Annotated in this window: 12 protein-coding genes and 3 tRNA genes; 10 read left to right on the top strand and 5 right to left on the bottom strand. The window is 60.9% G+C overall.

The window, feature by feature from the left end; all coding sequences use genetic code 11:
* Window positions 1–47: 47 nt before the first annotated feature.
* From EA795_RS05020 to EA795_RS05035, 4 genes are all read right to left on the bottom strand, one after another.
* Window positions 48–815, bottom strand: coding sequence for an SDR family oxidoreductase (locus EA795_RS05020; RefSeq protein ID WP_058076833.1), 768 nt, complete (start codon window positions 813–815; stop codon window positions 48–50).
* Between the two features lie 24 nt (window positions 816–839).
* Window positions 840–1907, bottom strand: coding sequence for a phosphotransferase family protein (locus EA795_RS05025; protein WP_115027749.1), 1068 nt, complete (start codon window positions 1905–1907; stop codon window positions 840–842).
* Between the two features lie 232 nt (window positions 1908–2139).
* Window positions 2140–2454 (bottom strand): SCP2 sterol-binding domain-containing protein, encoded by a 315-nt coding sequence (locus EA795_RS05030; RefSeq protein WP_014852905.1) that lies wholly within the window; start codon window positions 2452–2454, stop codon window positions 2140–2142.
* Between the two features lie 63 nt (window positions 2455–2517).
* A complete protein-coding gene (locus EA795_RS05035; RefSeq protein WP_115027750.1) occupies window positions 2518–3231 on the bottom strand; it encodes a histidine phosphatase family protein in 714 nt (237 codons plus the stop codon).
* A 171-nt stretch (window positions 3232–3402) separates the two neighbouring features.
* Between EA795_RS05035 and sohB the strand changes: the two genes are divergently transcribed.
* The 10 genes from sohB (at window position 3403) to EA795_RS05085 (ending at window position 12141) form a co-directional block, all read left to right on the top strand.
* Window positions 3403–4428 (top strand): protease SohB, encoded by a 1026-nt coding sequence (gene sohB, locus EA795_RS05040; RefSeq protein ID WP_058076835.1) that lies wholly within the window; start codon window positions 3403–3405, stop codon window positions 4426–4428.
* A 10-nt stretch (window positions 4429–4438) separates the two neighbouring features.
* Window positions 4439–5431, top strand: coding sequence for a YhdH/YhfP family quinone oxidoreductase (locus tag EA795_RS05045; protein WP_115027751.1), 993 nt, complete (start codon window positions 4439–4441; stop codon window positions 5429–5431).
* A 315-nt stretch (window positions 5432–5746) separates the two neighbouring features.
* Window positions 5747–5818 (top strand): pyrroloquinoline quinone precursor peptide PqqA, encoded by a 72-nt coding sequence (pqqA, locus tag EA795_RS05050; protein ID WP_014852901.1) that lies wholly within the window; start codon window positions 5747–5749, stop codon window positions 5816–5818.
* Between the two features lie 242 nt (window positions 5819–6060).
* The gene (gene gacA / locus EA795_RS05055; RefSeq protein ID WP_014852900.1) at window positions 6061–6705 is read left to right on the top strand and encodes a response regulator transcription factor GacA; all 645 of its coding nucleotides are present in this window, start codon (window positions 6061–6063) and stop codon (window positions 6703–6705) included.
* The gene (gene uvrC / locus EA795_RS05060) at window positions 6702–8525 is read left to right on the top strand and encodes an excinuclease ABC subunit UvrC (protein ID WP_115028543.1); all 1824 of its coding nucleotides are present in this window, start codon (window positions 6702–6704) and stop codon (window positions 8523–8525) included. Before gacA ends, uvrC begins: the two co-directional genes overlap by 4 nt.
* 33 nt (window positions 8526–8558) lie before the next feature.
* Window positions 8559–9116, top strand: a complete 558-nt coding sequence (pgsA, locus tag EA795_RS05065) for a CDP-diacylglycerol--glycerol-3-phosphate 3-phosphatidyltransferase (protein ID WP_014852898.1) — start codon at window positions 8559–8561, stop codon at window positions 9114–9116.
* 68 nt (window positions 9117–9184) lie between these two features.
* Window positions 9185–9260 (top strand) — tRNA-Gly (locus tag EA795_RS05070).
* Between the two features lie 46 nt (window positions 9261–9306).
* Window positions 9307–9380: transfer RNA gene (locus EA795_RS05075), tRNA-Cys, on the top strand.
* 183 nt (window positions 9381–9563) lie between these two features.
* A tRNA-Leu gene (locus tag EA795_RS05080) sits at window positions 9564–9650 on the top strand.
* A 130-nt stretch (window positions 9651–9780) separates the two neighbouring features.
* Window positions 9781–12141, top strand: a complete 2361-nt coding sequence (locus EA795_RS05085) for a DNA polymerase II (protein WP_014852897.1) — start codon at window positions 9781–9783, stop codon at window positions 12139–12141.
* Window positions 12142–12162: 21 nt separating this feature from the next.
* Here EA795_RS05085 and EA795_RS05090 read toward each other — a convergent pair whose 3' ends face one another.
* Window positions 12163–12408 (bottom strand): PA2433 domain-containing protein, encoded by a 246-nt coding sequence (locus tag EA795_RS05090; RefSeq protein ID WP_014852896.1) that lies wholly within the window; start codon window positions 12406–12408, stop codon window positions 12163–12165.
* Between the last annotated feature and the right edge of the window lie 127 nt (window positions 12409–12535).

Consider the following 12535-nt stretch of genomic DNA (forward strand, 5'->3'; position numbering starts at 1 on the left):
ACAAAGGAGCCAACTGGCTCCTTTGTTTTGTCGCTCGCCTTGATCGATCAGGCGAGGTAACCGCCATCCACGTTCAGCGAAACGCCGGTGGTATAGCTCGAGGCATCGCTGGCGAGGTAGAGCACCGCTCCGGCCATTTCGCTCGGGTCGGCGACACGGTGCAGCGGGATATGCTGCAGCGCCTGCTCGCGGATCGTGTCGTTCTTGACCAGGGCCGAGGCGAACTTGGTATCCGTGAGGCCCGGCAGCAGGGCGTTGCAGCGAATTCCCAGCGGTGCGCATTCCTTGGCGAAGGCCTTGGTCATGTTGATCACCGCGGCTTTGGTGACCGAGTAGATTCCCTGGAAATGCCCCGGCGTGACGCCATTGATGGATGCCACGTTGATGATGCTGCCACCGCCATGCTCGCGCATCAGTTTGCCGGCCTCCACCGACATGAAGAAATAGCCGCGGATGTTCACATCGACGGTTTTCTGGAAGGCCGATACGTCGGTGTCCAGGATATGGCAGAACTGCGGGTTGGTCGCCGCGTTGTTCACCAGGATGTCGAGGCGACCGAATTGCTCGCGGATCTGTGCGAAAACGCTCTGGATCTGTTCCAGTTCGCCGATATGGCAGGCGATCGCAGTGGCCTTGCCGCCCGCGGCGTTGATGGCCTCGGCAACCGCCTGACAGCCATCGAGCTTGCGACTGGAAACGATCACGTGAGCACCTTGCTGGGCCAGCAGTTTGGCGATGGCTTCACCGATGCCCCGGCTGGCGCCGGATACGAAGGCAACCTTGCCGTTTAGGTCGAACAGGGTGGTTTGAGTCATGGTCACTCCCTTTGCTGAGCCGTATTACAGCTTCGATTTATTGATCACCTGCAGGCTCATTTGCTCGAGCAGGGCATTCATCTGGACGAACCGGGCAAAGCGCTTGTCCTGCGTCTGTCCGTGGAAATAGCGGTAGTAGATCTGCTGGACGATGCCGGCCAGGCGGAACAGGCCGTAGGTGTAGTAGTAATCGAAGTTGTCGATCCGAATGCCCGCGCGCTCGGCGTAGTAGTCGACGAATTGCCGGCGAGTCAGCATGCCCGGCGCATTGCTCGGCTGCTTGCGCATCAGCTGCACCGGCGCCGGATCGTCTGCCTCGATCCAGTAGGCCAGCGTGTTGCCCAGATCCATCAGCGGATCGCCGAGGGTGGTCATCTCCCAGTCCAGCACGCCGATGATCTCCATCGGGTTGTCCGGATCGAGAATGACGTTGTCGAAGCGGTAGTCGTTGTGCACGATCCCGGGCTTGTGGTGATCGGCTGGCATCTTGTCGCGCAGCCATGCCTTTACCGGCTCCCAGGTAGGCGCATCGGCGGTGATGGCGCGTTCGTAACGATCGATCCAGCCGCTGATCTGCCGCTGTACATAACCTTCCGGCTTGCCCAGGTCGCCGAGGCCGCAGGCCTGGTAGTCGACGTTGTGCAGGTCGACGAACTTGTCGATGAAGCTCTTGCACAGCGCGGTGGTCTGCGCGGGCGTGAAATTCAGTTCGGCCGGAATATCCTCGCGCAGGATGATGCCGCGCACCCGCTCCATGACGTAGAACTCGGCGCCGATGAGCGTTTCGTCTGTGCAGTAGGCGTAGGCCTTGGGGCAGTACGGAAATCCGGCGTTGAGCTGGTTGAGGATGCGGTATTCACGCCCCATGTCATGGGCCGATTTCGCCTTGTGGCCGAAAGGCGGGCGGCGCAGGACGAACTCGCGCTCGGGGTATTCCAGCAGATAGGTCAGATTGGACGCGCCGCCGGGAAACTGGGAAATCCGCGGAACCCCTTCAAGGCCCGGAATCTGCGCCTTCAGATACTGATCGATGACGTCGAGAGGCAGCTCTTCGCCTTCGCGAATGCGGCTGGTCTGATCTGTTAGCGCCATGCTTTACCCTTGTAGTTATGATCGATGCCTTGCCAGGTACGGCTGCTCGGTCCGCGAAGGAGCCGTCCGCTGGCATTTCGTAATCTAATGCGAGGCAGGTGCTTAACCAAGCGAACGCGGCCGTTATAGGCCTGGGTGTTGCCGGTTGATCAGGCTGCCTGATACATGCGTCCGATAAATCGCGGGCAAAAAAAACCGAAGCCAGGGGCTTCGGTTTTTCGTAGCGCTACGCTCAGGCCGGGAACAGTTCGCTGAGCTTCAGCGCCAGCATCATGTCGCCTTCGGCGCGCAGCTTGCCGGCCATGAATGCCTGCATGCCGTCGGTCTCGCCGCTGATCACGCCCTGCATGGTTTCGCTGTCCATGATCAGGGTGACGTTGGCGTCGGCCGATTCGCCCTGATGAAAGTCACAGGTGCCGTCCTTGACGATCAGGTAGTAGTCGTCCGCGTCGGTGATGTTGAACTGGAAAACCAGGTCCAGGCCGGCGGCAGCGCTGGCATTGAACTTGGACTTCATACCCTGGATGGTTTCGGCGACGTTGCTCATTGAAGGTATTCCTTTGTTATCGTGGACGTAAAGCGCAGCCGAAGCCGCAGTTGGGGCTGGAGCTCATCGATAGGTGATGAGTTCCGGATTCTTCATCAGTTCCAGATGCACATGGCTGTTGAAGGAAGCCAGTGCAAGCTCTCGATCGCGAAATTTCAGCTGGCTGAGGGATGTGTTGATGATCTGCCAGTTCATCTCGAACGCCTTGATTGGCGGCACCTCGATGGCCAATTGAAGCAGTGCGGTGATGGTCCCGCCAGATGTGAAGATGGCGATGCGGTCCTTCCTGTCTGCTTCGTTGAGCAAGCGCTCGAGTCCTTGCCTGACTCGTTCGACGAACCCCTGCCAGCTTTCCAGGCCTTCCTTCTCATGCTCGCCGGAAACCCAGCGCTGAATGACGTAGCTGAACAGCCGCTGGAATTCGCGACGATGACTGGCGGCGTTGCTCAGTATGTGCAGGGCATTGGGTTCTACCTGCAGCAACTCCGGCATGTGCGCCTGGATCACGGCATCGGCCGGAAACTCGTTGAATGCGGGATCGACCTCGATGGGCGGCAGCTCCCGGTCATCGCGATCGGCGATACGCTGCAGCGTTGCACGAGCGGTATCCTGCTGGCGTTTCATGGCTCCGCTGACACAGCGATCGAAGCGGATATCCAGTTGCGACAGGTAATCGCCCAGCGCGGCGGACTGGCGGTGGCCGAGCGGCGATAGCACGTCATAGTCTTCGGCGCCGAAAGAGGCCTGACCATGCCTGATCAGGTAGATGCTACCCATGTACTGCTCCGGCCTGTTTTTCGCGAGGGTAGGGTGATCACAAAGGAGTGTCAACGTTAAATCATACGTTTGTTTGAACTCGCTACTGCTGGCTCCGGTCGTCAGGCTGCCGGTATGCTAGAGCGCTATCGCCATCTGCAGAGATGAGCGAATCCGATACGAGGAGGGTGTGTGGAATTTCTGGCTGACTACGCAAGCTTTCTGGCCAAGACCGTGACACTGGTGGTTGCCATCCTGGTGGTGCTGATCGCAATCGCTTCGTTGCGGCGGGGGCGCGGCAAGCAATCGGGCGGTCACCTGGAGGTGCACAAACTCAACGACTTCTACAAGTCGATGCGCGAGCGCCTGGAGCAATCGGTGCTGGAAAAAGAGCAACTGAAAGCCCTGCGCAAGCGCGAGGCGAAGGCCGCGAAGCAGGCGAAGAAAACCGACGACAGTCGTCCTCGGGTGTTCGTGCTTGATTTCGATGGCGACATAAAGGCGTCGGCGGTGGAGAACATGCGCCACGAGATCACGGCGTTGCTGACCCTGGCCACGCCTCGGGACGAGGTGGTGCTGCGTCTGGAGAGCGGTGGTGGCATGGTGCATGGATACGGCCTGGCGGCGTCACAGCTGGTGCGTATCCGTGAAGCCGGCATCCCACTGACGGTCTGTGTCGACAAGGTGGCGGCCAGCGGCGGATACATGATGGCCTGCATTGGCGAGAAGATCCTCAGCGCGCCGTTCGCCATCCTGGGCTCGATTGGCGTGGTGGCGCAGCTGCCCAACGTTCACCGGCTGCTCAAGAAGCACGACGTCGACTTCGAAGTGATGACCGCGGGTGAATACAAGCGCACCCTGACGGTGTTTGGTGAAAACACCGAGAAGGGAAGGGAGAAGTTTCAGGACGACCTGGAAACCACCCACGAACTGTTCAAGAACTTCGTCGCCCGTTATCGCCAGCAATTGTCGATAGACGACGTGGCCACTGGCGAGGTCTGGCTCGGAGTCGCCGCGCTTGGTAAGCAGTTGGTGGACGAGATCAGGACCAGCGATGAATATCTCGCCGATCGTGCACGCAATGCCGATCTGTTCCAGCTGCATTACGCGCACAAGAAGAGTCTTCCCGAACGATTCGGTATGGCGGCCAGCGCTACCCTGGAGCATGGTCTCCTGAAGGGCTGGAGCCGTTTGAATGAACAGCGATTCTGGCAATAAGGAGTACGGCATGGGTAGCTTCAAGGCATTGCAAACCAGCGAGAATGCGGACGGGCGCTTCGAAACGCGCGTGTTGGAGCGTGAAATCGAAGAGTTGCCTGCCGGAGAGGTGCTGATCCGGGTGCGCTACTCGTCTTTGAACTACAAGGATGCGCTCTCGGCCAGCGGCAACCGTGGCGTGACGCGCAACTTCCCGCATACACCGGGCATCGATGCGGCCGGTGTCGTGGCCGAGTCGAGCGTGTCCGAGTTCGCTGCGGGCGACGAAGTCATAGTGACCGGCTACGACCTGGGCATGAACACCGCGGGAGGCTTTGGCCAGTACATTCGGGTTCCGGCCGCCTGGGTGATCAAGCGTCCGGCGGGGTTGTCCCTGCGCGATGCCATGGTGCTCGGGACCGCCGGCCTGACGGCTGCGCTTTGCGTGGACAAGCTGGAACAGGCCGGCCTCGAGCCCGGCGACGATCCGGTCCTGGTCACGGGCGCGACCGGTGGAGTCGGCAGCATTGCCGTCGCGCTGCTGGCCAGCCTCGGTTACAACGTCGCGGCGGTCACCGGCAAGGCGGACCAGGCAGATTTCCTGACCAGGCTCGGAGCCAAACAGGTGGTCGAGCGCGGTGCGCTGCAGGCCGGGCTGGAAAAGCCGATTCTGAAAGAGCAATGGGCGGGTGCGGTGGATACCGTCGGCGGCGAGATACTCTTCAACGTCGTCAAGTCGCTACGTCGCGGAGCCAGTGTCGCCTGTTGCGGCCTGACGGCCGGTACGAACTTCCAGGCCAATGTGCTGCCGTTCATCCTGCGCGGGGTCAACCTGCTTGGAGTCGACTCGGTGGAAATCCCGCTGATTACCAAGGCATCCATGTGGGACAAGTTGTCGCTGCAGTGGAAACTTCCCAATCTGGATGAGCTGGTTCACGAGATCACGCTTCAGGAGCTGCCGGACGCGATCGAGCGGATTCTGGCAGGGCAGCAGGTCGGCCGTGTTCTGGTGCGCCTGGACTGATCCGGTCCCACGGCTATCAGCCCCATAGGCAAAAGCGAATATTCCTGCGGTGGCCATTGGCAGACACTTCTCGCCACTGAGTCGACACACCGCAGGAGGTTGCATGAAAAGTTTCGTAGAAAAGTTCAAGAGCGCTTTTATTGGCACGAAGGCCGCCAGCGAGCCCGCAAACGAAGATCATCCCAACTTCTGGATGTATTCCTGAGCGGGACATCACGCCGGTCGCCTTCGTCGCACTAGCGGTATCCGATGTTGTCTTCATCGATAGCTGATTGCGAAAACGCAGCAGTCATCCATCTGAACGAGGAGCACACCATGTGGACCAAACCTGCTTTCACCGATCTGCGTCTTGGTTTCGAAGTCACCCTGTATTTTGCAAATCGCTGATCAGTTGCCTCGGGCTTTGCCAGGCGTTGCCGGCTCATAGCCCGACTGGCCGGCCTTTGCCAGCGTCGGCTGATGTCGACGCGCCAGCGCGGCGTTTGTCTCAGCTGAATGAAAGGACGAATGTACTGTCGATTTGCCACAATTTGACTCTGCATCGAGTAACACGCCCCGTTCTTTGGTAAAGTTCGGCCTTTACAGAGCGAGCAGTCAGCAGCTTTGACTTTGCATTACGAGGTGTCTGCTTGATTAGGGTGCTGGTGGTCGATGACCACGATCTGGTGCGCACAGGCATTTCCCGCATGTTGGCCGATGTCGACGGGCTACAGGTGATCGGGCAGGCCGATTCGGGGGAGATGGCAATCAGGAAGGCGCGGGAACTCAAACCCGATGTCGTGCTGATGGACGTGAAGATGCCGGGCATCGGCGGCCTCGAAGCGACCCGCAAGCTGCTGCGCAGCTACCCCGACATCAAGGTCATCGCCGTGACTGTCTGCGAGGAAGATCCCTTCCCGACCCGCCTGTTGCAGGCAGGCGCCGCGGGCTACCTGACCAAGGGCGCCGCGCTGGAAGAAATGATCCAGGCCATTCGCATGGTCTTTGCAGGGCAGCGCTATATCAGTCCCCAGATCGCCCAGCACCTTGCACTCAAGGCGTTCCAGCCACAAAGCAATGGTTCGCCCTTCGATCTGCTCTCCGAGCGGGAAATCCAGATCGCGCTGATGATCGCGAACTGCCAGAAGGTGCAGACGATTTCCGACAAGCTTTGCCTGTCGCCCAAGACGGTCAACACTTACCGTTATCGCATCTACGAGAAGCTCACGATTACCAGCGACGTAGAGCTGGCATTGCTGGCGGTTCGCCACGGTATGGTCGACACGATCAACTGATGAGCAACTTCGATTCTGCTGCTTTCCTGGCGTCCTGCAGTGGCCGGCCGGGCGTCTATCGCATGTTCGACGCGCAAGCCAAGCTGCTCTACGTCGGCAAGGCGAAGAATCTGAAAAAGCGCCTGGCCAGTTATTTCCGCAAGACGGGACTGGCGCCCAAGACGGCAGCGCTGGTGGCGAAGATCGCCCAGGTGGAAACCACCATCACGGCGAATGAAACCGAAGCGCTGTTGCTCGAGCAGACGCTGATCAAGCAGTGGCGCCCGCCGTACAACATCCTGCTTCGCGATGACAAATCCTACCCCTACGTCTTTCTTTCCAGCGGCGATTTTCCCCGCCTGAGCATTCATCGCGGCTCGAAGAAAGAGCCGGGGCGCTACTTCGGCCCCTACCCAAGCGCCGGGGCCATCCGCGAGAGCCTGGGGCTGTTGCAGAAGGCATTCTTCGTGCGTCAGTGCGAGGACAGCTTCTATCGCAACCGGACCCGGCCATGCCTGCAGTACCAGATCAAGCGCTGCAAGGCGCCCTGCGTGGCGCTGGTCGACCGCGAGGAATATGCCGAGGACGTTCGCCATTCCGTGATGTTTCTCGAAGGACGTAGCAATGCGCTGGCGGAGGAGCTATCGAGAAGCATGGAGGAGGCGGCGCTGTCGCTGAACTTCGAGCGCGCGGCCGAAATCCGCGATCAGATTGCATTGCTGCGTCGCGTGCAGGACCAGCAGAGCATGGAGGGCGGTACCGGTAACGTGGACGTCGTGTCGGCCACCGTCAGTCCGGGCGGGGCCTGCGTTCACCTGATCACGGTGCGCGGGGGGCGGGTGCTGGGCAGCAAGAATTTCTTCCCACAGGTGGCGATCGAGGAAAGCACCAGCGAGGTGCTGCAAGCGTTTCTCGAACAGTATTATCTCGGCGCCGCGGACAGGGACTTGCCGAGCGAGCTGATCGTCAACGTCGTTCATGAGGACTTCGCCACCCTGATCAGCGCTATCGTCGAATTGCGCGGCGTGGAACTGAGCATCACCCACCGCGTGCGCGGTACTCGGGCGCGCTGGCAGCAACTGGCACTGACCAATGCCGAGCAGGCGCTGGCCGCGCGCCTGGCCAATCGTCAGCATCTGGCAGCGCGCTTCCAGGCATTGGCCGAGGCCCTGGAGCTGGACGAGCCGCCGATGCGCCTGGAATGCTTCGATATCAGTCATTCAAGCGGCGAGGCGACAGTCGCCTCCTGCGTGGTGTTCGGCCCCGAAGGCCCGTTGAAGTCCGACTACCGCCGCTACAATATCGAAGGCGTGACCGCCGGAGACGATTACGCAGCCATGCACCAGGCGCTGTCGCGACGTTTTCGCAAGGCGGCCGAGGGCGAGGGCAAGCTGCCGGATGTGCTGCTGGTGGATGGCGGCAAGGGGCAACTCAACATGGCCCGCGAGGTGCTTCAGGAACTTGCCGTGCCGGAGCTGATCCTACTCGGCGTCGCCAAAGGCGTGACACGCAAGCCGGGGCTGGAAACGCTGTACCTGAACGATGCCGAGCACGAATTCACCCTGCCGGGCGATTCGCCTGCACTGCATCTGATTCAGCAGGTGCGTGACGAAGCGCACCGATTCGCGATCACTGGGCACCGCGCACGTCGCGGCAAGGCGCGAACCACGTCGACCCTGGAAGACGTCCCGGGGATCGGACCGAAGCGTCGCCGCGAGTTGCTCAAGCATTTCGGCGGCTTGCAGGAACTGTCCAGGGCGAGTCTGGAGGAGATCGCCAAGGCGCCCGGCATCAGTAAAAAGCTCGCCGAGTCGATTTATGCGGCGCTGCACTCTGAGTAGAATCACCTTCAAATTGGCGGATCAGTAGTATCGATGAATATACCCAACCTGCTCACGGTGCTCCGTGTCCTGCTGATACCGATCATCATCCTGCTGTTCTATCTGCCTTTCGCGTGGAGCTACCTGGCTGCCAGCGCGGTATTCACCATCGCCGCCGTGACGGATTGGCTCGATGGCTACCTGGCCCGGCGCCTCGAGCAGGGCACGCCCTTCGGCGCCTTTCTCGATCCAGTCGCCGACAAGCTGATGGTGGCGGTGGCCCTGGTGTTGCTGGTCGAGGAACATGCCAACCTGTGGCTGACCCTGCCGGCGGCGATCATCATCGGTCGCGAGATCGTCGTATCCGCATTGCGTGAATGGATGGCCGAACTGGGCGCGCGGGCGCAGGTGGCGGTGTCCAACCTGGGCAAGTGGAAAACCGCTGCACAGATGGTGGCGCTGGTCATCCTGCTGGCCAATCCGCCGATGCTGACCATCTGGGTTGGCCTGGGCTACGCGTTGCTGATCGTGGCGGCGGCTCTGACGCTCTGGTCGATGGTCAATTACCTGATGGCGGCCTGGCCCCATCTCAGTGCTACGGAAAAGAAATAAAACTTTTTTAATCAAAGGCTTGACGCGCCGTCACGAAGATATAAAATGGCGCCCGTCACCAAGACGATGCGGGAATAGCTCAGTTGGTAGAGCACGACCTTGCCAAGGTCGGGGTCGCGAGTTCGAGTCTCGTTTCCCGCTCCAGTTTGTTGACGATGACGCCGCCACAGTTTGCGGCGTTATCGTTTGAGGCCGGTTGGCAGAGTGGTTATGCAGCGGATTGCAAATCCGTGTACGCCGGTTCGATTCCGACATCGGCCTCCAGTGTTGAAAAACCCGCAAGTTAACGCTTGCGGGTTTTTTTTCGAGTGCACTATGGCCTGCGCACGGGCCTGGAAGCGGCTTTGCCGGCGTGCACGCAAAGGCCATTCGTTCGGGTTGCGTGAGCCTGGAGGGCTGGTTATAGTCCTGCGCCGCTTGCAACATCGCGTGTAACGCTCCTCATTTGCCCGGATGGCGAAACTGGTAGACGCAAGGGACTTAAAATCCCTCATCCGAAAGGGTATGCGGGTTCGATTCCCGCTCCGGGCACCATCATCAGCCATCGCTGTTCTCATGTTATCCATGCGCGGTCCTTGCAGCCGCCACCTTGCGCGCTGTCGAGGCGAGTGTTCCTGCGGGTGCGCCATGAATTGCCTCTGGGGCAGGTTTCGAGAGTGATCCGGTGAATCTTCGGCAGGGGTTTGTCCTGACCCGTCACTGGCGTGACACGCCGGCGGGCACGTACGTCGAGTTCTGGCTGGCGACCGATAACGGGCCGCAACGGCTCAGCCTGCCGTATCAGACCTCCATCGGCTTCATTCCTGTCGAGCAGCGCGAGCTGGCCGAGCCATTGTTGCGCGACGAGCAAGGCGTGGAGCTGCGCGAGCTGGAGCTTGCCGATTTCCGGCACCGCGCGGTGCTGGGCCTGTACTGTTCGCAATATCGCCAGCTGCGGTATTTGGACAAGCGCCTGCGCGCGGCGGGTATCGCCGTCTACGAAGCGGACATCCGGCCACCGGAGCGTTATCTGATGGAGCGCTTCATCACCGCGCCGGTGTGCTTTGGCGGTGTCGTCCAGGCCGATGGGAGCCTGCATGAGGCGCGGATGAAGCCGGCGCCAGGCTATCGGCCGCACCTGCGCCTGGTGTCGCTGGATATCGAGACCGATGCCCGTGGCGCGCTGTATTCCATCGGGCTGGAAGGCTGTGGCGAGCGTCAGGTCTACATGCTGGGACCGAAGAACGGCAGCGACGCGGCCGTCGATTTCAAGCTCGACTACTGCGACAGCCGTGGCCAGCTGATCGAACGGCTGAACGACTGGTTCGCCCGGCATGATCCCGATGCGATCATCGGCTGGAACCTCGTGCAGTTCGATCTGCGTATCCTGCGCGATCATGCCGAGCGCCTGAAGATACCGCTGCGCCTTGGCCGTGGCGGCGAAGAACTGGAGTGGCGCGAGCATGGCAACGCTCATCACTTTTTCGCCGCGGCGGCGGGGCGCCTGATCATCGATGGTATCGAGGCGCTGCGTTCGGCCACCTGGAGCTTTCCCTCGTTCAGCCTGGAAAATGTCGCACAGACGCTGCTGGGCGAAGGCAAGGCGATCAGTACGCCGTACCAGCGCATGGATGAAATCAACCGCATGTTCGCCGAGGACAAGCCCGCCCTGGCGTACTACAACCTCAAGGATTGCGAACTGGTCACGCGGATATTCGAGAAGACCGAACTGCTGACCTTCCTCTTGGAGCGTGCCGCGGTGACAGGCTTGCCGGCTGATCGCAGCGGTGGCTCGGTGGCCGCGTTCGAGCACCTGTACATCCCCCTGATGCACCGGCAAGGCTTCGTGGCGCCCAACCTTGGCGAGCGGCCGCCGGAGGCGAGCCCGGGCGGCTTCGTGATGGACTCGCGCCCCGGCCTCTACGACTCGGTGCTGGTGCTGGACTACAAGAGTCTGTATCCCTCGATCATCCGTACCTTTCTGATCGACCCGGTGGGCCTGGTCGAAGGCATGCACGAGCAGGACGAAGAGGCGTCAGTTCCGGGATTTCGTGGCGCGCGTTTCTCGCGCACACGGCATTGCCTGCCTGCGATCGTCGAGCGCGTCTGGCAGGGACGTGAAGCGGCCAAGCGCGAGCACAACAAGCCGCTTTCGCAAGCACTGAAGATCATCATGAACGCCTTCTACGGTGTGCTCGGCTCCAGCGGCTGCCGGTTCTTCGATCCACGCCTGGCTTCGTCCATCACCCTGCGTGGCCATGAAATCATGCGGCGAACCCGCGAGCTGATCGAAGCGCAGGGCTACGAGGTGATCTACGGCGACACCGACTCGACGTTCGTCTGGCTTGGCCAGGCCCACGGCGACGAGGCCGCAGCAGCCATCGGCCGCATGCTCGCGCAACGCGTCAACCGCTGGTGGAGCGACCACCTGTTGGCCGAGTTCGGCCTGCCGAGCGCGCTGGAACTGCAGTTCGAAACCCATTTTCGCCGTTTCCTGATGCCGACCATCCGCGGGGCGGAGGAGGGCAGCAAGAAGCGCTACGCCGGCCTGGTTACCCGCGCCGATGGCAGCGATGGCCTGCATTTTCGCGGGCTGGAAACGGTACGCACCGACTGGTCGCCGCTGGCGCAGCAGTTCCAGCAGGAACTCTATCTACGCATCTTCAAATGCCAGCCATACCAGGACTTCGTGCGTGACTATGTGCAGCGAACGCTGAGCGGTGAGCTCGATGAGTTGCTGGTCTATCGCAAGCGTCTGCGCCGGCGGCTGAGCGACTATCAGCGCAACGTTCCGCCGCATGTCCGCGCAGCGCGAATGGCCGACGAGTACAACGACCGGCACGGCCGCCCGCGCCAGTACCAGAACGGCGGCTGGATCCGCTATCTGATCACTGTGGCCGGGCCGGAGCCGCTGGAAGCACATCGTGCGGCAATCGATTACGACCACTACATCAGCCGGCAGCTCAAGCCCGTGGCGGATGCGATTCTGCCGTTCGTGAACGACGATTTCTCCAGGTTGATCGACGGGCAGCTCGGCCTGTTCTGAGACGTTATGCCAGGCTGGTGATCATGGGTTGGCATCCAGCAGTTCCTGAGCCTGACCCAGCACTTGCAGCGACTGCGTATGGTCGCCGGCGTTGTGCAGTTCCTCGCCCTCGGCTCTCAGCTTCTTCACCTGCGCAAGGACGGCCGGATCTTCAGGCGGGTCGGTTTCCAGTCGTTCGTCGATCTTGGCCATGTCCATGGGGCAGTGCATGGCCCACAGCGGTGCGCTTGCCAGCGCGGCTACAAGGAAAATCGATATGCGGCGCATGATGATTCCTCCCGATTGGAATTTCGAGTATAGAAGTCGGCTGCCGGCATGCCTGGTTCCTGGATAAAAGGCGGGGCTTGCTTCGATCACGATAGTTATCGTACAACCGCTGGGCTATGATAGAGAC

This window comes from Stutzerimonas nitrititolerans (genome assembly GCF_003696285.1).
Classification (GTDB): domain Bacteria; phylum Pseudomonadota; class Gammaproteobacteria; order Pseudomonadales; family Pseudomonadaceae; genus Stutzerimonas; species Stutzerimonas nitrititolerans.